This window comes from Magnetococcales bacterium (assembly GCA_015231925.1).
Taxonomy (GTDB): domain Bacteria; phylum Pseudomonadota; class Magnetococcia; order Magnetococcales; family JADGAQ01; genus JADGAQ01.
The window spans coordinates 1-20,187 of record JADGAQ010000067.1 but is presented as its reverse complement, the minus strand read 5'-3'; the positions used below and the strand labels follow the sequence as shown (position 1 = coordinate 20,187).

Here is a 20,187-nt window from a genome sequence, read left to right as displayed (position 1 = left end):
CCGCTACGAACATGAAGAGGGTACACCACCACTGGGCCGCCGGAGAAAAGGCCGCCAGGCTCAAGTTCCGTGTCGAAAATCCCCCGGTGGCCATGGTGGTGAAGGCGTGATCCGTCGCCTCCAGAAAATCCATGCCGGACCCCAGGTAGGCCAGGACATTGGCCAGTGTGAACCCGAAATAGATGACCCACAAGATGCGGGCGGTGCTGGCCACCCGTGGCACCAGGCGATCCTTGGTGGGGCCGGGCACTTCCGCCTTCAGGATCTCCATGCCGCCCACCCCCAGGAAAGGCAGGATGGCGATGGCCAGCAGCAGAATCCCCATGCCCCCCAGCCACTGGATCTCCGAACGCCAGAAGAGCTGGCTTTTGGGCAGGATCTCCACGTCGGTCAGGATGGATGCCCCGGTGGTGGTGAAGCCGGAAGCGGTTTCGAACCAGGAGTCGATCCAACCCATCCAGCCGCCGAAGACGAAGGGCAACCCCGCCAGGACCGTGGCCATCATCCACCCCAGCCCGACGATGAGGATGCCGTCCCGGGGCAGGAGTTCGGTCTGAACGTTGCGGGGGACGAAATAGAGCAATCCGATGATGGTCCCGATGATCATGGAGTAGATGAAGGGTCGGGGCTCCTCACCGAGGATCAGGGCCACGACCAGCGGGGCGATCTGGCTGACGGTGAGCAGGGCGGACAACAAGGCCAGGACACGCAGATTCATCCGGTAATTCATGAGGCCATCCCCTGCGGCAGAATCAGCTTGCGCATTTTCTGTTTGATCTTGCCCTGCCGGTTGGAGACCAGAAGAATCTGGTCGTTGTGATGACAGACCGTGTTGCCATCCGGCAGCATCAACTGATTGTTGCCGCGCACCACCGCCGCCAGGATCACCCCGTGGGGAATACCCACCTCCCGCAAGGGTTTGTTGGCCATGGGCGACTCCATGTTCAGGCGGATCAAGGCGGCTTCCAGCTTTCCTCCCAAGAGCAACTGGGCCTCCAGAACGTCACAGGGGCGCAGCAGCCCCAGCACCTGCCCGATGGCCGTCAAATTGGGATGAACCGCCGCGTCGATGCCCATGAACGAGGAGAGGGCGATATAGCCTTCATTGTCGAACATGGTGATGGAGCGCCCCGCGCCGAGGCGTCTGGCCAGCACCGAGGACATGAAGTTGATCTCCTGATTGCCGGTCAGGGCAATATAGGTGGTCACCGGATCCAGCAGCTCGTGCAGCAGCCCCGGATCGGTCACATCCCCCTGGAGAACCCGGGTTTTGGAGAGACGTTCCGCCAGAAACTGGCAGCGCTGGCGGTCCCGTTCCACCAGCGTGGGTTGACACCCCTCCTCCTCCAGCTTCAGAGCCAGATGCAGCGCCATGCGCCCTCCGCCGCCGATGACGTGTCGGGTATGGTGCATGCGCAGATGGCTCTGTTCCAACCCCATGAAGGCAAAGGCCGAGGAGAGTTCCCGCCCTTCCAGAAGCGGCAGATAGAGGCGGTCGTCGACTTCGAAACGGAAATCCCCGTTGGGAATGATGGTCTGCCCATGCCGTTCCACCGCCACCACCAGGGTGCGGTTTTCCCGACTCTTGTCGATTTCGTGCAAGGGCTTGCCCAGCAGGGGGCTGCTCTCCTGAAGGCGGAAGCCGGCGATATGGATGCGCCCCCCCAGGAAGGAGACCACTTCGAAGGCCAGGGGAATCTCCAGCAGGTCCATGACCAACTGCAGGGCATTGCGTTCGGGGGTCAGCAGCATTGTCTGATCCAGCTGCGAACCGTTCCAGATGTGGGTATTGGTGGTGAACTGCTCCTCCCGCACCCAGATGGCGGCGCGGGCTTTCGGCGCCAGGGAGTGGAGACCCAGGGCGGTGACGATGTTATCGGTATCCGAGTTGGTCACGGCCAGCACCAGATCCGAGGTTCCGATCTGAACCTCGGACTGGATGCCCGGATCGCTCATATCCCCCTGCAGGGCCCGTACATCGACGTGGGAAAGAAGTTGCTGTATGGCTTCGGCGCTCGGGTCGACGACGTGAACGTCGTGCCCCTCCTCCACCATGTATTTGGCCAGCACACTCCCTATCGCCGTCACACCAACGATCACGACATTCATGGTTTTTTCATCTCCCCGCAGCAATCCAAGGCATGGATGGGAGCGGGGATGTTAAACCGACCGGGCCATCAGGATCGTGTAAATTGTCGCGACGGAGCCATCATGATTTCATCAGGATAACAAATCCAGAATATTAACGATCTTTTTATACCATTCATTCGACATTATTGACCATCTTGATTTGGATTTTCCTACAATGCCATTCCATGAAGCTCATCTTCCTCATGAAGGCCACCTGAAACCCCTGTGGAGGCGCCGATGGACCCGCTCTACCTGATCGGACTGATCATGGCTCTGGCCCTATTCCTATATCTGGGAGTGGTGCTTTTTCTGCCGGAGCATTTTTCATGAACCCCGGATTTTTCCTGAAAGTCGCCTACGGACTGCTGGCCCTGCTGGTTCTTTCCGGATCGGTCACCCTGTTCGGGCCCGAGGCGGAAGTGGCGATCCCCTTTTCGGAGGAGTCGCCCCCCGCCCCGAAAGCCTGGCGCATGGGCATCGACCCGAACGCTCCCCCCTTCGTCCGGAACTCCGCTGCCATCACCCCCTGAGGGCCTTGATGGCGGCCAGTTGCTCCAGGGAGCCCAGCAGGATCAGGCTGCTGCCCGCCTGAAGGCGGGTATCGGGAGAGGGGTTGATCCGGATCTCGTCCCGGGGATGGGAGGCGTCATGGGGAGGACGAATGCCGATCAGATTGACCCCGTAGAGGGTGCGAAGCGCCAGTCCGCCGATGGTTTGATCGAAAAACGGCGACGGGCAGGGAATGTCGATCAGGGAGACATTCTTGCCCAGGGGGATGCGTTCCGCCAGATCGGGATGCAGCAGTTTGTGGGCCAGGCGCAACGCCATATCGTGTTGGGGAAAGACGGTCTCGCTGGCCCCGAGGGTCTGGATGGCTTCCCCCTCCTGTTCGTTGTCCACCTGGGCCAGGATGCGGGGAATGCCGTGTTTCTTCAGGGTATGGGTCACCAGGACCGTGGAATCGAAATGGTTGCGAATGGCCACAATCGCCGTATCCACATCGAAGGCTCCCACCGCCTTCATGGCGGAAGCGTCGGTGGCGTCGCAACAGATACCCTTGGAACACTCCTCCCGAATGGCATTGACGCGCTCCTCGTCCCGATCCACGGCCAGGACATGAGCCCCTCCCTCGAAGAGGGTGCGGGCCACGTAACGACCGAAGGTACCGAGACCTACTACCAGAAAATTGCCGGACATGGACATTCTCCAAACTCAACCGATGTTGACGTTTTCTTCCGCATGGGCGTAACGAACCCGGGGGGCGCTGCCCACCAGAGTGTGAACCACCAGCAACGGCCCCAGCCGGCCAATGAACATGAGGGCGGTGATGATCAGCTTGCCGCTGACGCTCAGGGAGCCGGTGATGCCGGTGGAAAGCCCCACGGTGCCGATGGCGGATACCACCTCGAAGAGCAGGGCCAGGAAATGGTTGCCCGAGGACTTGCCGAAGGCCACCCGCCCCGCCTCGGTCACCTCCAGCAGAAACGAACCCGCCAGGATGGCCAGGACATAACCGGTCACCACGAACATGGCCTTGGTGACGGTCTCGTCGGGAATGCTGCGCTCCTGACACTCCACCCGGGGACGATTGCGGGCTCGGGAATACATCAAGGCCACGCAAACCGCGAAGGTGGTGGTTTTCATACCCCCCGCCGTGGAACCCGGAGACCCCCCGATGGCCATCAGAAGGATGACCAGGTAGAGGCTGGCCCCGGTCAGCAGGCCCGTATCCACGGTATTGAATCCGGCGGTCCGACTGGTCACCGACAGGAACAGACTGGCCAGGCCGACGCTGCCCGCATCGCTGCCCATGGCCTCGCCGCCCCATTCCAGCGCGGCGATGAAGAGGGCTCCCAGCCCGATCAGCCAGAGGGTGGTGCGCAACACCATGCGGGTGTGCAGCGAGAGCCGGGCCGGTCGCCGCCGCAGCCGCGAACGCATCCAGAAGGTCAGATCCGCCACCACCAGAAAACCGATGCCCCCCAATACGATCAACCCCATGACCACTCCGTTGACCAACGGATCGTCGCGATACCCCATGAGGCTGTCGGCGTAAAGCCCGAAACCGGCGTTGCAAAAGGCCGAGATGGCGTGAAAAACCGCCAGCCAGACGGCCCAAAGCGGCTCGTTGCCCTGGGAAAAACGCAGGAACAGCAGCACCGCTCCCAAGGCCTCCGTCACCAGAGTGAAGAGCAGAATGGTCCCCAGCAACTGGCCGGGATGAATGGAATCGAGCGCCCCGTGGGAGGTTTCCAGCAACAGGCGATGCTGCAGGCCGATGTTCTTGCCCCGGCCCAGAATCCGGGTGATGAAAAAGGTGGAAAGCGTCAGGAATCCCAGACCGCCCACCTGGATCAACATCAGGATCACCCCCTGTCCGAAGACCGAAAAGGTGGTGCCGGTGTCCCGGGTGGCCAGTCCGGTGACGCAGACCGCCGAGGTGGAGGTGAACAGGGCATCCACCCAGGAGACCGGCTCCACCCCGAGTTGGCGGCTGACCGGCAGCATCAGCAACAGCGCGCCGGCCAGAATGGTCAGGGCAAAGGAGACCAATACCAGACGAGAGATGTGCAGTTCATTCATCGCACACGCTTTCCTTGATGATCCGATTCGACACGTTGAACACCGGTTTATCCCTTCCACCCCAGGAGCAGAACATCATGACACGAACCAGACAGAGCGCAACGAAGGCGCCACACTATATAATTACAAATATAATCTGTATAAAATTCATCCAGCCCGGCATCAAGAACCCGTAAAAATTGCTCTTGACCCTTTTTTTATGTAAGACGGCAGTCTTTTTTGATCATCCTGATGGGGAAATTGCTATCATGCTCTCAACTGGACGATAATATATAATTTAGGAGTTATTGTGTAAGTATAAAATTCAATCAGGATACTCTTCCATGAACCAGCGAAACACACTGAAGGCCACACCATGATCGCAAACGGCACACTGCAAATCGGGTTTTATCTATTGGTCCTGCTGCTGCTCGCCTGGCCCCTGGGGATCTTCATGGCCAGCCTCTACCGCGAGGAGAATCCGCGTTTCCTGCGCTGGTTCTCTCCCCTGGAGCGGGGCCTCTACCGGCTGTGCGGCATCCACCCGGAAGAGGAGATGTCCTGGAAACGCTACAGCGTCGCCGTCCTGGTCTTCAACCTGGCCGGTCTGCTGGCGGTCTATCTGCTGCAACGTGTTCAACTCGCCTTGCCGCTCAATCCCCAGTCCCTGGCCAACGTCAGCCCCGATTCCGCCTTCAACACCGCCGTCAGTTTCGCCACCAACACCAACTGGCAGGGCTACGGCGGCGAAACCACCCTCTCCTATCTGACCCAGATGCTGGGCCTGACGGTGCAGAATTTCGTTTCTGCGGCGACGGGCATGGCGGTTCTGGCGGCGCTGATGCGCGGCTTCACCCGCCGCGAAGCCGCCGGCGTCGGCAACTTCTGGGTGGACATGGTTCGTTCCACCCTCTACGTGCTGCTGCCCCTGAGCCTGGTTCTCTCCCTGGCGCTGGTCAGTGAGGGCGTGGTGCAGACCTTCGCCCCCTACCAGACAGCCCGACTCGTGCAGCCGGTGGAGTACGAGCAGGCTGCCGTCGCTGCCGACGGACAGCCGGTCACGGAAAGGAAGATCGCCACCGAACAACTCATCGCCCTGGGGCCCGCCGCCTCGCAAGTGGCCATCAAACAACTGGGCACCAACGGCGGCGGTTTCTTCAACGTCAACTCGGCCCACCCGCTGGAAAACCCCACCCCCCTCTCCAACTTCCTGGAGATGATCGCCATTCTGCTGATTCCCGCCGCACTCTGTTTCACCTTCGGGCGCTTCGTCGGGGATCTGCGTCAGGGCGGGGTGATCCTGGCGGCCATGACCCTGGTCTTCGTGGCTCTGCTGGCGGTTTGCCTCGTGGCGGAACAGTCCGGCAACCCGCTCTTCGACCGTCTCGGACTGGATACCCGCGCCTCGGATCAGCAGGCCGGGGGCAACATGGAGGGCAAGGAGGCGCGTTTCGGCATCGTCAATTCGGCCCTCTGGGCCACCGCCACCACCGCCGCGTCCAACGGATCGGTCAACGCCATGCACGACTCCTTCACCCCCCTGGGCGGGCTGGTGCCGATGTGGATGATCCAACTGGGCGAGGTGATCTTCGGCGGTGTCGGCTCGGGGCTTTACGGCATGATCGTCTTCGCCCTGGTCGGCGTCTTCGTATCCGGCCTGATGATTGGCCGCACCCCGGAGTACCTGGGTAAAAAGATCGAGGCCTTCGAGATCCAAATGGCCTCCGTGGCCATCCTGGTGCCCTGTCTGGCCACCCTGGCCGGGGCCGCGCTGGCGGTGGTGAGCGAGGCGGGCAAAGCCGGCATCGCCAATCCGGGCATCCACGGCTTTTCGGAAATCCTTTACGCCTTTTCCTCGGCAGGCAACAACAACGGCAGCGCCTTTGCCGGCCTCTCGGCCAATACGCCGTTCTATAACACCCTTCTGGGTCTGGCCATGCTGCTGGCCCGTTACGGGGTCATCCTCCCGGTACTGGCCATCGCCGGTTCCCTGGCCGCCAAGAAGAGCATTCCCCCTTCGGCGGGAACCCTGCCCACCCATACCCCGCTCTTCGTGGCCCTGCTGATCGGTACCGTCATCGTCGTCGGCGCCCTGACCTTTTTGCCCGCACTGGCCCTGGGACCCATCGTGGAACACCTTGTCATGATCAACGGGCGCTGACTGGAGACCCCACCATGCACAAACAACTCTCTCTGTTCGACCGCAACCTGCTCAACGAAGCCGTCCTGGAGTCCGTCAAGCGGCTTTCACCCCGGTACCAACTGCGCAATCCGGTGATGTTCGTGGTCTGGCTGGGCAGTTTTCTGACCAGCGGACTTTACGTCCAGGCCCTCTTCGGCCAGGGCGACGCCCCGGCGGGATTCATCCTGGCCATCGCCCTGTGGCTCTGGTTCACCGTGCTGTTCGCCAACTTCGCCGAGGCCATGGCCGAAGGCCGGGGCAAAGCCCAGGCCGCCGCCTTGAAAGGCCTGCGCAAGAGCGTTTCCGCCAAGAAATTGCATGAAGCCAGAGCCGACGCCAAATGGGAGAGCGTTCCCTCCGAAAGCCTGCGAAAGGGGGATCTGGTCCTGGTGACCGCCGGCGACATCCTGCCCGGAGACGGTGAGGTGGTCGAAGGGGTCGCCTCGGTGGACGAATCGGCCATCACCGGCGAATCCGCCCCGGTGATCCGGGAGTCGGGCGGCGACTTCTCCGCCGTCACCGGCGGTACCCGCATCCTCTCCGACTGGCTGGTGGTGCGCATATCGGTCAATCCCGGAGAGACCTTCCTCGACCGCATGATCGGCATGGTGGAAGGGGCCAAACGGCAGAAGACCCCCAACGAGATCGCCCTGACCATTCTGCTGGTGCTGCTCACCCTGGTCTTCCTGCTGGCCACCGTCACCCTGCTGCCCTTTTCCATCTACAGCGTGGAGTCGAGCCAGTCGGGTTCCCCGGTTTCGGTGACGGTTCTGGTGGCCCTGCTGGTCTGTCTGATTCCCACCACCATCGGCGGACTGCTCTCCGCCATCGGCGTGGCCGGCATGAGCCGCATGATGGAGAAAAACGTTCTGGCCACCTCCGGAAAGGCGGTGGAGGCGGCAGGCGATATCGACGTGCTGCTGCTGGACAAGACCGGCACCATCACCCTGGGCAACCGGCAGGCCTCCCTTTTCCTGCCAACCTCGGGAATCGGCGACAAGGATCTGGCGGAAGCGGCCCTGCTGGCCTCCCTGGCCGACGAAACCCCCGAAGGACGCTCCATCGTCACCCTGGCCAAGGAGGTGCTGCATCAACGGGGCCGGGACATCCATGCCGAAGGCGCAACGTTCATCCACTTCACGGCCCAAACCCGCATGAGCGGCATCGACTGGCAGGGGCGCTCCATTCGCAAAGGTGCGGCGGAAGCGGTGCGACGCCATGTGGAATCCTCGGGGGGCTTCTGGTCCAACGCCGTGCAGAACAGTGTGGAGGAGATCGCCCGACGCGGCTCCACGCCCCTGGTGGTCGTCGAGGGCAACCGGGTACTGGGTGCGGTGGAGTTGAAGGATATCGTCAAGGGGGGCATCAAGGAGCGTTTCGCCGAACTGCGGCGCATGGGCATCAAGACGGTGATGATCACCGGCGACAACCACCTCACCGCCGCCGCCATCGCCGCCGAGGCGGGGGTGGACGACTTCCTCGCCGAAGCCACGCCGGAAGCCAAACTCAAGCTGATCCGGCAATACCAGGGGGAGGGCCGTCTGGTGGCCATGACGGGAGACGGCACCAACGACGCCCCCGCCCTGGCCCAGGCCGACGTGGCGGTGGCCATGAACACCGGCACCCAGGCCGCCAAGGAGGCGGGCAACATGGTCGATCTCGACTCCAACCCCACCAAGCTCATCGAAGTGGTGGAAACCGGCAAGCAGATGCTGATGACCCGTGGTTCGCTGACCACCTTTTCCATAGCCAACGACGTGGCCAAATATTTCGCCATCATCCCCGCCGCCTTCGCCACCACCTATCCGGTGTTGAACACCTTCAACATCATGGGGTTGGCCACCCCCGCTTCGGCCATTCTGTCGGCGGTGATCTTCAATGCCCTGATCATCATCGCCCTGATCCCCCTGGCCTTGAAGGGTGTGGCCTACCGCCCGGTGGGCGCGGGGTCCCTGTTGCGCCGCAACCTGCTGGTCTATGGCCTCGGTGGCTTGATCGTGCCCTTCGCGGGCATCAAAGCCATCGATCTCGTTCTGGTCCTGCTCCATCTCACCTGAGGATGCCGCCATGTTGCCTGTAATCCTACCCTCTCTGCGTATGCTGCTCCTGATGACCGCCCTGTGCGGGGTACTCTATCCGCTGCTGGTCACGGGACTGGCGCAGGGACTCTTTCCCCACCAGGCCGAAGGCAGCCTGCTTCGGGACAACGGCGTTACCGTCGGTTCCTCCCTGGTGGGGCAACCCTTCAGCGAGGCCCGCTATTTCCGGGGACGCCCCTCGGCCACATCCCCGGCGCCCTACAACGCCGCAGCCTCCTCCGGCTCCAATCTGGGTCCGGTGAATCCGGCCCTGGAAGAGGTGGTCAAGGCCCGCATCGCCGCCCTCCGGGAGAGTGATCCCGATCAGACCCGGCCCATTCCCGTCGATCTGGTCACCGCCTCCGGCAGCGGTCTCGATCCCCACATCAGTCCGGCGGCGGCGCAGTGGCAGATTCCACGGGTGGCCAAAGCCCGTGACTTGTCCGAAAAGAACGTGCAGGATCTGGTGGCACAACACACCCAGGGACGCACCTTCGGTCTGCTCGGAGAAGCCCGTGTCAACGTCCTGACCCTCAATCGGACTCTGGACCGTCTGAAGAAGTGACCACCCATGGATGATTCCGCTCCATCGACCCGCCCCGATCCCGATGCCTTGCTGGCCCGTCTGGATGAAGAGTCCTCGCGGGAAAAACGGGGCAAGCTGAAGATCTTTTTCGGCGCCTGTCCCGGCGTCGGCAAGACCTTCGCCATGCTGACCGCCGCCCGACTGCTGCAAAGCCAGGGGGTCGAGGTGGTGGCCGGGGTGGTGGAAACCCACGGTCGGCAGGAGACCGCCGAGTTGTTGCGCGCGATCCCCACGCTGCCGCGCCGCCGCATCGACTACAAGGGGCACCTTCTGGAAGAGTTCGATCTGGATGGGGCCCTGGCGCGGCGTCCGCAACTGCTGCTGGTGGACGAACTGGCCCACAGCAACGCCCAGGGCAGCCGTCACCCCAAACGGTGGCAGGATGTCGAGGAGTTGCTGGGGGCCGGCATCGATGTCTTCACCACCATCAACGTGCAGCACGTCGAAAGCCTCAACGACGTGGTCGGCAAGATCTCCGGCATCCGGGTCCGGGAGAGGGTTCCCGATCACGTCATCGACCGCGCCGACGAGATGGTCCTGGTCGATCTGCCCCCCGAGGAGCTGTTGCAACGACTGAAGGAAGGCAAGGTCTACATTCCCCAACAGGCCCGGCGGGCGGTGGACCACTTCTTTCGCAAGGGCAACCTGCTGGCCTTGCGGGAGCTGGCTCTGCGCCGCACCGCCGACCGGGTGGACGGCGACGTGCGCGCCTGGCGGCGGGAGAAGTCGGTGGCCACGGTCTGGCCAACCCGGGAATCGGTGCTGGTCTGCGTGGGGCCGGGACCGGACAGTGAACGGCTGGTGCGTCGCGCCGCGCGGCGGGCCAATCAGACCGGCGCCCCCTGGCATGCCATCGCCATCGAAACGCCCGCCATGCACACCCTTCCCGAATCGGCGCGAAAACACATTCTACAGGTATTGAAGCTGGCCCAGGAACTGGGGGCGCAAACCGCCAGCCTCTCCGGCCAGGATGCGGTTTCACCCACCATCGCCTATGCCCGGGAACACAATCTGGGCACCCTGCTGATGGGGCGGGACCGCTATCGGCGCCTGCCCTGGCAACACGGTTTCGCCGAGAAACTGGGGCGGCTGGCGCCGGATCTGGAAATCCTTCAGGTGGCCCGGGAAGAGGAGGAACCGAGGGAAAACACCGCCTCGCGCCCGCCTGTCAAACCGGCGGGGAGTCCCGCCTGGAAATACCACCTTTCGGCCCTGGCCATCGTCTCCCTGGTCACTGCCGGCACCGCGCCGCTGCACGATCTGCTCGATCCGGCCAACATCGTCATGCTCTTTCTGCTGTCGGTGGTCCTGGTGGCCGTTCGGCTGGGACGCGCCCCCGCCGTGGTGGCCGCTTTCCTTTCGGTGGCCTCCTTCGACTTCTTCTACGTACCACCCCGCTTCACCTTCGCCGTTTCGGACGTGCAGTATCTGGTGACCTTCGCCGTCATGCTGACGGTGGCGCTGGTCGTCGGCCAACTGACCGCCGGATTGCGTTTTCAGGCCTCCGCCGCCCGGAAACGGGAGCATCGCATGCATGTGCTTTACGAGATGTCCCGTGAACTCTCCAGCGCCCTGGGAGTGGAGCAGATCGTGGAGATCGGGCAGCGCATCATCAAGGGAGGCTTCAACGCCGCCGTCGCCCTCTTCATCCAGGGGCGGGAGAATCGCCTGCAACGGGTGGAGGGCTCCAGCGATCCGGACGGCGTCGATCCGGGAATCGCCCAATGGAGTTTCGACCACGGGCAGAGCGCCGGGTTGGGAACCGACACCCTGGCCTCCTCCCGCGCCCTTTACGTTCCGTTGAAAGCCCCCACCCGGCTGTGCGGCGTCATGGCTCTGGTACCCCAGGAATCCGTCTGGGAACTGCCCCCGGAACAACAGCAATTTCTGGATACCTGCGCCACCCTGATCGCCATCGCCCTGGAGCGGGTCCATTACGTCACCCTGGCCCGGGAGGCCCAGGTCAGCGTGGAGTCGGAGCGGCTGCGCAACTCCCTGCTCTCCGCCATCTCCCACGACCTGCGCACCCCGCTGACCGTCATTTCCGGTATGGCCGAAGCCATGATCATGGCCTCCCCGCAACTGCCCGAACCCCACGCCGGACTGGCCCGGGCCATTCGGGACGAGGTCTCCCGCACCACCACCCTGATCAACAACCTTCTCGACATGGCCCGCATGCAGATGGGCCACATCTCCCTCAACCGGGACTGGCAGACCCTCGAAGAGGTGGTGGGCGCGGCCATGCATGTCTGCGCCCCCCTGCTGAGCCATCATACCATCCGCATCGACTTGCCCGAAGACCTTCCCCTGCTGCAACTGGACAGCGTTCTCATGGAGCGGGTTTTCTGCAATCTTCTGGAAAACGCGGCGAAACACACCCCCCCCGGCACCCGGCTCGTCATCACCGCCGTTCAGGTCGCTTCGGATGTGGAAATCGCCGTGATGGACAACGGTCCCGGCCTGCCTCCGGGTTCGGAGAAAAAACTCTTTGACAAATTCACCCGTGGCAAGGTGGAATCCCGCATATCGGGATTCGGTCTGGGCCTGGCCATCGTGCGCACCATCGTGGAGGCTCACGGGGGCACGGTTCGCGCGGAAAACCGGCCCGATGGCGGCGCCCGCTTCGTCCTGTCCCTGCCGGTGGCTCCCCCTCCGGCGCTTCCCGAGGATGTGTGATGTCCGATACCCGTTCCCCGCCAACCCTGATCGTCCTGGTGGAAGACGAGCCCCAGATTCGCCGCTTCGTGCGCACCGCGCTGGAAGCCGAACACCACACGGTGGTCGAAGCCGAAACGGGAAACCGCGGTCTCATGGAGGTGGGCACCCGTCGCCCGGCACTGGTCATCGTCGATCTGGGGCTGCCCGACATGGACGGCATCCAGGTCATCCGGGAGATTCGCACCTGGTCCACCGTGCCCATCCTGATCCTGTCGGCCCGCAGTACGGAAAACGACAAGGTGACCGCCCTCGATCTCGGCGCGGACGACTATCTGACCAAACCCTTCGGGCTGCCGGAACTCCTGGCGCGGGTGCGCGCCCTGCTGCGCCGCACCACCCGTTCGCCGGAGGAGGACTCCCCGGTGGTGCAATTCGGCGAGGTGGAGGTCAACCGGGTGTTGCGCACGGTGAGCCGAAACGGCGTGGCCATCCATCTGACCGCCATCGAGTATCGCCTGCTCTCGCAGTTGATGGCCAACATCGGTCGCGTGCTGACCCACCGCACCCTGCTGCGGGAGGTGTGGGGACCCAATCAGTCGGAAAGCACCCATTATTTACGGGTCTACATGTCCAACCTGCGCCGCAAGCTGGAAGAGGATCCCAATCAGCCCAAACATCTGCTGACGGAGTCGGGGGTGGGTTATCGGCTGGTGGTGTGAGACCAGGCATCACTGTTTTTTAGTATTTTGATTTTTAATCTTTTAGAAAGTAAAAAAAGAAAATGTTCTGTCCTTTGACTTTTCGTTCATCCTTCATATAAATTAATTTTATATGACATCTAGTAATAGCTTAATATATTATTTTTAATTATAAAATATAAGTCAAAATATAGAACATTTTCTTTTTTTTGCTTTCTAAAAGATTAACATATTAAATGTCAAAGGATTTATTTCCCACTCGCATGCTTGCGATTCCAACTTCCTCGGGAGAACTCAACCCGGCTTCATCTCTTCGGAGCGGAAGCCCTTGTTGACGCGGTAGACATAGGCCAGAACCTCGGCCACGGCCTTGTAAAGTTCGGTGGGAATGGTCTCGCCCAAGGCGACCTTGCCGAGCAGGGAGACCAGATCGGGATCCTCCATCAGCGGCACCCCGGCTTCACGGGCGCGGTTGAGGATGGTTTCGGCGATGCGCCCCCGCCCTGTGGCGGTCACTCGCGGGGCCTGATCCCGAAAGCGGTCGTAACGCAACGCCACCGCCTTGCGCATCACCGGGGCCCGTTTCTCCTGGGGATCGTCCATTTTGTCACCCCTTGGCCGAATATCCGGCGCCCAGGCCCAGGAAGTCCCGCCGCTGGGCCTGCAAGGCGGTGCGGTCGAGCATGCTCACATCCAGGGCCGAAAGGGGCAGGCCCGCCTGTTGGATGGTGTTGCGCAACTCGCCGATCCGGCCCCGCAAGGCCGAAAGGCTCGACTCCTCCTCCGCGCCCAGAGCCACCAGCAGCCGGTTCTGCCCCAAGGAAAGCCGGGCCTGGATCATGCCCAGCCGGGTCATGTTCAGGGAGAGCAACACCGAAGTCACCTTCTCCTCCTGCCCACTTTCCCCTTTCCGACCGGATTCCTGCCGCCAGATCGACTCCCCCAGCCCCTCTTCGCCGACCCAGAAGACCCGGTAGCCCAACAGCATGGTTCCTTCCGGACCTGCCTGGGTGGCCCGAGGCAACACCTCCTGAGTGGCCACCAGATCGGCCAGACGCTGCAAAGCACCGCGCACCACCTCCAGTTGCCGCCCCCCTTCCCCCAGATTGCGAACCGACTCGGCGCTTTCGCGATTGCCGTCCGCCACCTCCTGCACCCATTGCAGCGACTGGGCCGCCTGACGCAGGGAGCGCACCGCCCGTGACACATCCTCCCGACTGCCCCCGTCCAGCAGCTTCACCAGTTCCGTCACGTCACCCTTCAGGAGTCCGGAAACGGAGAGATGCGGCAGGTTCTGGCGCAACACCGTCGCCAGACTCTCCCCCTTGTCCGTCACCAGCGCCCCCTCGGGAAGTGGACCCCCACCCAGCAGATTGGCCAGATTGAGCAGCAGCGGGGCCTTGTTGGCCTGGCCCGGCAGGAGAACGCTGCCTTCCCCCGACTTGCCGGAGAGACCCGCCAGAAGGGAAAGGCGCGCCAACAATTCGGGCGCCTGGGCCAGGCCCTGCTCCACCGACTGCCCCACCGCCTGAGCCACACGGGATTCACTGTTGACGATACGCAACCCGACCTCCGGCTGCAGACGCACCACCTGCAGGCGCACCTGCTCGCCCGCCTGAAGTCCCGCGCCGCCGCTAAAGGAGAAGGTATTGCCGTTGGGAAGTTGCAGGGTGCCCTTGCCATCCGCCTGCATGCGGCTGACCCGGCCATCCAGAAAGTCGCCCACGGTGAGCGTCAGCTCCCGAGCCGGCAGCTCAAGAGCCATCTCACCAATGGGGGCGTAGACGCCGGATACGATCATGTATCACTCCGGCCCTGGGAAAAGGGACTGATGAAAGGAACCCCCACTTACATCGAGAGATCCCGTTTGCCTTCCTGATTGATCAACCGTTTCAACAGGCTGACCTCTTCCACCGTCAGGCCGGTCTCTTCGATGACCCGCTCTTCGTCCACATTGTTGGAGAGCAACAGCTTGGCCTCCCGATAGGCGTCGTTTTTGTTCTGCAAACCGGAGTTGCTGCCCATGTCCTGCTCCGACATGCGACTCGGGGGGGCCGAACGGCTGGCGTAACGCATCTCCTTGACCAGCTCCTCGAAGGGCTGCTCCAGGCGGTTGACCAGATCGTCCAGGGAATGCTTGATGCGCCGGTCCAGCACCGCCAGCTCTTCCAGAATGATGCGGGCGCACTCCTCGTGATTGTCGTGCTGCACGACGGGTTGCAGGCGAGGCTCCTCCTCCTCGGGCTCGATGTGTTCCGCCCGCTGGCGCACCTCGTCCCGCAAACGCCTCACCTGCTGGTAAACCATCACCACGCCAAGGTACAAGATGGCGAAACAGAGAATAACCAACAAATTCCAGAAGGTCATATCCATGGCCCCTTAAACCATCCCTGAGAAAGCCCTGCCGCCATCGAACGGGTTCGATTGCCCGGGCCCGATAAACTACTCTTTACGACCAAAATACTTTTTCATGCGCGCCCGAATACGCAGCGTGGCTTTGGAATGGAGCTGGGAGATCCGGGACTCGGTGAGACCCAGGACATGGCCAATTTCACTCATGGTCAACTCCTCGAAATAGTAGAGGGTGACCACCAGGCGCTCTTTTTCCGGCAGGGAACCAATGGCGGCTCCGAGGGCCTGACGCATCTGCTCCAGCCCCATGGCCTCCAGAGGATCCTCGACGGAGGGATCTTCCAGCATTTCCAGGGCGTCCCACTCCTCGTTGTCCACGGCGGGTCGCAGATCCTCGAAGGAGATGATGCTCAGACTGCGCACCGACTCCAACTGGTCGTAATATTCCTGCAAGGAGAGCCCCATGTGGGTGGCAACCACTTCGTCGTCCACCGGGGAACCCTGTTTCCCCTCCAGATCCTGATAGGCCTCCTCCAACTGGGTGGCGGCATGACGCACCGTCCGGGGCACCCAGTCCAGGGCTCGCAGTTCATCCAGAATGGCCCCGCGAATACGAAATTCGGCGTAGGTCTGAAACTTGATGCCCCGTTCCGGCTCGAATTTGGCCACGGCGTCGATCAGCCCCAGGATACCCACCTGAATCAGATCGTCCTGATCGACTCCGGGGGGCAAGCGCATGGCGATGCGATTGGCCACGAACTTCACCAACGGGGCGTATTTCAGGATGATCTCATCCCGATTGGCGCCGCTCCAGTTATCCGCTTGAGAGGGTTCGACCCGTGCCGGTGCCCGTTGCATGGTCCGAGACCCCTATTCCGTCTCTTCGGAGGTGGGTGCGCTGCCCTCTTCCTCTTTCAGCAAACGGCGCCAGAAGAAGGTCATGCGGCCCTGATCCTCGCGACTCTTGTGCCAGGACTCCACCAGATTGGAGGTGAGGATGTCGAAGGCGATGCTGGCCGGGGCCTCCGGGAAGGCTTCGGAAACCACCAGTTGCTGCCGCACCGCCTGCTTCAACTGGGCATCGGCGGGAATGAAGCCCTGGTAGTCCAGAGTGATGTTGAGAAACTTGTCCGCCACCCGGTGCAGGGTGCGAAAGACATCCAGGGCCTCTTTTTCCGACGACACCTGATTGACCAGCAGATCGAAGCGGGCGATGCGGTGATTCATGTACATCACCTTCATCAGGGCGTAGGCATCGGTGACGCTGGCCGGATCGGGAGTGGCCACCACCATGATCTTTTCCACTGCCAGGATGAAATAGCGCACGTTGGGGGAGATGCCCGCGCCCGTATCCACCAGCACCACATCGAAATCGGCGTTCCAGTTGTCGATGTGATCGGTCAGGGCCATGCGCTGCACGTCGCTCAACTCGGAAAGATCGGCGACACCCGATGCGGCGGGCAGGATGGTGATGCCGTAGGGCCCCTTGATGGCGACCTGATCCAGGGTCAGATGCCCTTCCAGAACATCCTGGATGGTGTGGGTGGGCGAGAGGCCCAGGACCACGTCGATGTTGGCCAGCCCCAGATCGGCGTCGATCACCAGAACCTTGAGGCCGCGCCGGGCGAAATTCACCGCCAGATTGACCGAAACCAGGGTTTTGCCCACCCCTCCCTTGCCGGAGGTGACCGCCATGGTATAGGGAACCTTGCGTTGCGTAATGTTGCGTCCTTCCGCGGAGGAAGCATCCCAGCTTCCCGAATTGCCGCGTTCGGCAGCCAGGCGCTTCAGCTCGGCCTGTCGGGCCAGCTCTTTCAGGGTGGCTACCTGGTTGTCCAGATCGTCGATCATGGTCATCGCTTTCTACTTCCCCAAGCGCTTGCGAAAGGGAAATACCGTGATTATTCCTTGCCGGTGGTATCGGGCTGCTCGAACCATTTGGCCATGGTGGCAGCCGAGACCCAACCCAAATTTTCCGGTACCCTTTGTCCGTCCGTGAAGAGGGTCAAAGGCAATCTGGCCCGCAGGGCCACGTTGAGAATCCCTCCGTAGGTTACGGTTTCATCCAGTTTGGTGAAGATCAAACCGGTCGGCTGGAGGGTGGAAAACCGCCGGAACACCGCCTGCTGCTCGGTTTCCCGCACGTTGGCGGCCATGCAGAGCAGCACCTCCCGATCCTCACCCATCACCGGCAGCAGGCTGCCCGTGGAGTTGACCTGGCGGCGGTTGTAGGGGCTGGAGCCCACCGTATCCACCAGGATGAAATCGCACCGGTTGAGGGAGTGCAGTCCGGCCTTCACTTCGGAGAGGCTGCGGGCCACCACCAGACGCACCTGAAGCAGACGGGCGTAGGTTTCCAACTGGGCCACGGCCCCCACCCGGAAGGTATCCAGGGTGATCATGCCCACACTGCGACGCCGGTTGAGCAGCAGATCGGCGGCAATCTTAGCCAGGGTGGTGGTCTTGCCCACGCCGGTCGGCCCCACCAGCGCGATGACCCTGGCCTGACCGGCCATGGGATCGCGGAATTCCAGAAACCGCTTCAGCGCCACTTCCAGGCCGCGCTCCTTGTCAGCCTTGTCCACCATGGCCAGCTTGCGGGCGATGGGCTCTTCCACTCCGTGCATCAGCAGGGTGCTGTAACGGCGTTTGCCTTCCGCATCGAGTCCCGGCACGTCGCAACTGACGGCGGAGGGCATGCTTGACACCCGCTCCTCCAGTTTGGCCAGGGAGCGTCGGATTTCCGTCAACTCACGGGTCTGCATACCCCCGGCGGCGGCAGCGGCGGTGGCGGCTCCGGTGCGGCCCACCTGACGCGCCTCCTCCTGCAGGGCCTTGAACCGGGCGGCCAAACCTTCGGCGCCAACCGGGCGGGTCGGGGGTGGCGCAGCTTCCGCCGGTTGGCCATAGCGACTCACCCGGGGAGAAACCTCCTCCGGCGGTGCCAATCGGGCAAGACGCGGGGGTTCCACCACGGGATCCTCGTCCAATCCCGCGCCCAATCGCTCCCCTTTGACCTCCCCCCCTCCCTGAGAGGGACCCGGGCAGGCTTTCAGCTCGATCAGGGTCTGTCCGGTGCCGAGACCCCCGGCACCCTTTTCGCGGACGCTCCGGGTGGAGAGGATGACCGCATCCGGCCCCAGAAGGTCACGGACCTCCTTGAGAGCCTCGCGCATGTCCTTTGCTGTTATTGTGGTCACTTTCATCGGCGCACTCACTGCAGGCGGCTCACTCGCCGCATTCGGGAACGAGCCCGCGGCATGCCTCGTCGTTTCGGGGAGGATTCCCCAGTCCACCTCTCAATTGTTTACGACAACCCCACCGTCCCCAGATTGGACACTGCCACCGTGGATGGCACCTCGTTCTGGGAGAGAATCACCAGATGGGGCATCGACGTTTCGGTAATCTGCCGCACGAAGGGCCGAACCCGGCCCCCGGTGATCAGAATCGGCTGCATGACCCGGGAGGCGATGCCTTCCACCTCTTCCTGCACCCGGCGCACCAGCCGGGACATGGCCCGTGGCTGCATGGAGAGATAGGTGCCGTACTCTCCGTCCACGATGGCCTCCGCCACCAGGTTTTCGCTGTCCGCGCCCAACACCAGCGCATCCAACCGGCCCTCCTCGTTGAGGTAGCGGCTGACGATGCCGCGGGCCAGGGACTGGCGCACCAGCTCCACCAGCTGGTTGGGATGTTTGATGATGCGGGCGTAGTCGGCCATGGTCTCCAGAATGGTGCCCAGGTCGCGAATGGAGACCCGTTCCCGCAGCAACCCCTGAAGCACCTTTTGGACCACACCGAGATTGACCACGTTGGGGATCAGCTCCTCGACCAGCTTGGGCTGATTCTTGGCCACCAGATCCACCAGATTCTGCACTTCCTGGCGATTGAGCATCTCGAAGGAGTGGGTATAGATCAATTCGGTCAGATGGGTCGCCAGCACCGTGGAGGCGTCCACCACGGTATAGCCCATCATTTCGGCGCGTTCCCGGTCGGAGGCGGTGATCCAGATGGCGGGCAGGCCGAAGGCGGGCTCCTTGGTGGGAATGCCGTCGATGGTGCCGGCCACATTGCCGCCATCCATGGCCAGAAACTGACCGGGCCGCAATTCGCCGCGTCCCACTTCCACGCCCCGGACCAGAAAGACATACTCGCCGGGTTTGTATTGCAGGTTGTCCTTGATGTGGATGGGGGGCACCACGAAGCCCATATCCGAGGCGAACTGACGGCGGATGGAGCGGATCTTGTCCAGCAGGTCGCCGCGTTGCGTCTCGTCCACCAGGGAGATGAGTCCGTAACCCACCTCCAGGCGCAACAGATCCAGGGTGAGGAAATTCTCGATGGGCTCCTCCACCTGGGATTCCACCTGGGCCTGCACCGATTCGGCGCGGAATCGTTCTTTCTCCTGGGTCTCCTTGCGTTTGAAGAGGAAGTAGGCCCAGGTACCCAGCAGGATGGCCAGCACCGTGAAGGCCAGGGTCGGCATGCCGGGCATGATGGCGAACATGCCGAGTACACCGGAGGCCAGCAGGATGACCCGAGGACGGGCGGTGATCTGCCCGCCCATCTGTTCGCCCATGTTCTGGTCGCTGGAGGCGCGAGTCACCAGAAAACCGGCGGCGGAGGAGATGACCAGAGCGGGAATCTGGGCCACCAGACCGTCGCCCACGGTCAGAATGGTATAGATGTGAGCCGCCTGGCCCGCCGAAAGTCCTTGTTGCAGCACACCGATGATGAAACCGCCGACGATGTTGATGACGGTGATGAGAATGCCCGCCACGGCATCGCCGCGCACGAACTTGGAGGCACCGTCCATGGCCCCGAAGAATTCCGATTCCTCTTCGATCTCCCGACGGCGGCGTTTGGCCTCCGTCTCGGTGATCAGGCCCGAGTTGAGATCGGCGTCGATGGCCATCTGCTTGCCGGGCATCTTGTCCAAGG

The 20,187-nt window shown here is 62.5% G+C and carries 18 protein-coding genes; 7 read left to right on the top strand and 11 right to left on the bottom strand.

Annotated features, from left to right (window positions below):
• Together HQL56_09270 and trkA are read right to left on the bottom strand one after the other, a co-directional pair.
• On the bottom strand, window positions 1–730 hold a 730-nt coding region (locus tag HQL56_09270; protein MBF0309704.1), incomplete at its 3' end, for a TrkH family potassium uptake protein.
• Window positions 727–2,109, bottom strand: a complete 1,383-nt coding sequence (gene trkA / locus HQL56_09265; protein MBF0309703.1) for a Trk system potassium transporter TrkA — start codon at window positions 2,107–2,109, stop codon at window positions 727–729. The genes HQL56_09270 and trkA, both read right to left, overlap by 4 nt.
• Window positions 2,110–2,367: 258 nt before the next feature.
• Between trkA and HQL56_09260 the strand changes: the two genes are divergently transcribed.
• Window positions 2,368–2,460, top strand: coding sequence for a potassium-transporting ATPase subunit F (locus HQL56_09260; protein ID MBF0309702.1), 93 nt, complete (start codon window positions 2,368–2,370; stop codon window positions 2,458–2,460).
• Entirely contained in the window at window positions 2,457–2,660 is a 204-nt protein-coding gene (locus HQL56_09255; protein ID MBF0309701.1) for a hypothetical protein, read from the top strand. Before HQL56_09260 ends, HQL56_09255 begins: the two co-directional genes overlap by 4 nt.
• On the opposite strand, the gene HQL56_09250 is transcribed toward HQL56_09255, so the two are convergent.
• Together HQL56_09250 and HQL56_09245 are read right to left on the bottom strand one after the other, a co-directional pair.
• On the bottom strand, window positions 2,650–3,327 hold the full coding sequence (locus HQL56_09250; protein ID MBF0309700.1) for a TrkA family potassium uptake protein: 678 nt from the start codon (window positions 3,325–3,327) through the stop codon (window positions 2,650–2,652). The two genes, HQL56_09255 and HQL56_09250, sit on opposite strands and share 11 nt — an antisense overlap.
• Before the next feature lie 15 nt (window positions 3,328–3,342).
• Entirely contained in the window at window positions 3,343–4,713 is a 1,371-nt protein-coding gene (locus HQL56_09245) for a hypothetical protein (protein MBF0309699.1), read from the bottom strand.
• A gap of 355 nt (window positions 4,714–5,068) precedes the next feature.
• Here HQL56_09245 and kdpA point away from each other — a divergent pair, with 355 nt between their 5' ends.
• The 5 genes from kdpA to HQL56_09220 are packed head-to-tail and all read left to right on the top strand — an operon-like array spanning window position 5,069 to window position 12,915.
• On the top strand, window positions 5,069–6,853 hold the full coding sequence (kdpA, locus tag HQL56_09240) for a potassium-transporting ATPase subunit KdpA (GenBank protein MBF0309698.1): 1,785 nt from the start codon (window positions 5,069–5,071) through the stop codon (window positions 6,851–6,853).
• A gap of 14 nt (window positions 6,854–6,867) precedes the next feature.
• Window positions 6,868–8,931 carry a potassium-transporting ATPase subunit KdpB gene (kdpB, locus tag HQL56_09235; protein MBF0309697.1) on the top strand — a complete coding sequence of 688 codons (2,064 nt, stop codon included), beginning with the start codon at window positions 6,868–6,870 and terminating at the stop codon, window positions 8,929–8,931.
• 10 nt (window positions 8,932–8,941) lie between these two features.
• Entirely contained in the window at window positions 8,942–9,517 is a 576-nt protein-coding gene (gene kdpC / locus HQL56_09230; GenBank protein ID MBF0309696.1) for a potassium-transporting ATPase subunit KdpC, read from the top strand.
• Between the two features lie 6 nt (window positions 9,518–9,523).
• Entirely contained in the window at window positions 9,524–12,214 is a 2,691-nt protein-coding gene (gene kdpD, locus HQL56_09225) for a two-component system sensor histidine kinase KdpD (protein MBF0309695.1), read from the top strand.
• The gene (locus tag HQL56_09220; protein ID MBF0309694.1) at window positions 12,214–12,915 is read left to right on the top strand and encodes a response regulator; all 702 of its coding nucleotides are present in this window, start codon (window positions 12,214–12,216) and stop codon (window positions 12,913–12,915) included. Before kdpD ends, HQL56_09220 begins: the two co-directional genes overlap by 1 nt.
• Before the next feature lie 273 nt (window positions 12,916–13,188).
• Here the strand turns inward: HQL56_09220 and HQL56_09215 are convergent, their stop codons facing one another.
• The 7 genes from HQL56_09215 to HQL56_09185 all read right to left on the bottom strand — a co-directional run.
• Complete coding sequence (locus tag HQL56_09215; protein MBF0309693.1) at window positions 13,189–13,497, bottom strand: EscU/YscU/HrcU family type III secretion system export apparatus switch protein; 309 nt, start codon at window positions 13,495–13,497, stop codon at window positions 13,189–13,191.
• 4 nt (window positions 13,498–13,501) lie between these two features.
• On the bottom strand, window positions 13,502–14,695 hold the full coding sequence (locus tag HQL56_09210) for a flagellar hook-length control protein FliK (GenBank protein MBF0309692.1): 1,194 nt from the start codon (window positions 14,693–14,695) through the stop codon (window positions 13,502–13,504).
• Between the two features lie 47 nt (window positions 14,696–14,742).
• Window positions 14,743–15,261, bottom strand: a complete 519-nt coding sequence (locus HQL56_09205; GenBank protein ID MBF0309691.1) for a hypothetical protein — start codon at window positions 15,259–15,261, stop codon at window positions 14,743–14,745.
• A gap of 75 nt (window positions 15,262–15,336) precedes the next feature.
• Window positions 15,337–16,104, bottom strand: a complete 768-nt coding sequence (locus tag HQL56_09200; protein ID MBF0309690.1) for a FliA/WhiG family RNA polymerase sigma factor — start codon at window positions 16,102–16,104, stop codon at window positions 15,337–15,339.
• A gap of 12 nt (window positions 16,105–16,116) precedes the next feature.
• Window positions 16,117–17,103: a MinD/ParA family protein gene (locus HQL56_09195; GenBank protein MBF0309689.1), complete on the bottom strand. Its 987-nt coding sequence runs from the start codon at window positions 17,101–17,103 to the stop codon at window positions 16,117–16,119.
• A gap of 44 nt (window positions 17,104–17,147) precedes the next feature.
• On the bottom strand, window positions 17,148–18,452 hold the full coding sequence (gene flhF / locus HQL56_09190) for a flagellar biosynthesis protein FlhF (protein ID MBF0309688.1): 1,305 nt from the start codon (window positions 18,450–18,452) through the stop codon (window positions 17,148–17,150).
• Window positions 18,453–18,553: 101 nt separating this feature from the next.
• Window positions 18,554–20,187: flagellar biosynthesis protein FlhA (locus HQL56_09185; GenBank protein ID MBF0309687.1), on the bottom strand; the 1,634-nt coding region annotated here is incomplete at its 5' end.

Bases quoted from the DNA above. Each gene is read 5' to 3' on its own strand.
- trkA (MBF0309703.1), bottom strand. From the start codon at position 2,109: ATGAATGTCGTGATCGTTGGTGTGACGGCGATAGGGAGTGTGCTGGCC.
- HQL56_09260 (MBF0309702.1), top strand. From the start codon at position 2,368: ATGGACCCGCTCTACCTGATCGGACTGATCATGGCTCTGGCCCTATTC.
- HQL56_09255 (MBF0309701.1), top strand. From the start codon at position 2,457: ATGAACCCCGGATTTTTCCTGAAAGTCGCCTACGGACTGCTGGCCCTG.
- HQL56_09250 (MBF0309700.1), bottom strand. From the start codon at position 3,327: ATGTCCGGCAATTTTCTGGTAGTAGGTCTCGGTACCTTCGGTCGTTAC.
- HQL56_09245 (MBF0309699.1), bottom strand. From the start codon at position 4,713: ATGAATGAACTGCACATCTCTCGTCTGGTATTGGTCTCCTTTGCCCTG.
- kdpA (MBF0309698.1), top strand. From the start codon at position 5,069: ATGATCGCAAACGGCACACTGCAAATCGGGTTTTATCTATTGGTCCTG.
- kdpB (MBF0309697.1), top strand. From the start codon at position 6,868: ATGCACAAACAACTCTCTCTGTTCGACCGCAACCTGCTCAACGAAGCC.
- kdpC (MBF0309696.1), top strand. From the start codon at position 8,942: ATGTTGCCTGTAATCCTACCCTCTCTGCGTATGCTGCTCCTGATGACC.
- kdpD (MBF0309695.1), top strand. From the start codon at position 9,524: ATGGATGATTCCGCTCCATCGACCCGCCCCGATCCCGATGCCTTGCTG.
- HQL56_09220 (MBF0309694.1), top strand. From the start codon at position 12,214: ATGTCCGATACCCGTTCCCCGCCAACCCTGATCGTCCTGGTGGAAGAC.
- HQL56_09215 (MBF0309693.1), bottom strand. From the start codon at position 13,497: ATGGACGATCCCCAGGAGAAACGGGCCCCGGTGATGCGCAAGGCGGTG.
- HQL56_09210 (MBF0309692.1), bottom strand. From the start codon at position 14,695: ATGATCGTATCCGGCGTCTACGCCCCCATTGGTGAGATGGCTCTTGAG.
- HQL56_09205 (MBF0309691.1), bottom strand. From the start codon at position 15,261: ATGACCTTCTGGAATTTGTTGGTTATTCTCTGTTTCGCCATCTTGTAC.
- HQL56_09200 (MBF0309690.1), bottom strand. From the start codon at position 16,104: ATGCAACGGGCACCGGCACGGGTCGAACCCTCTCAAGCGGATAACTGG.
- HQL56_09195 (MBF0309689.1), bottom strand. From the start codon at position 17,103: ATGACCATGATCGACGATCTGGACAACCAGGTAGCCACCCTGAAAGAG.
- flhF (MBF0309688.1), bottom strand. From the start codon at position 18,452: ATGAAAGTGACCACAATAACAGCAAAGGACATGCGCGAGGCTCTCAAG.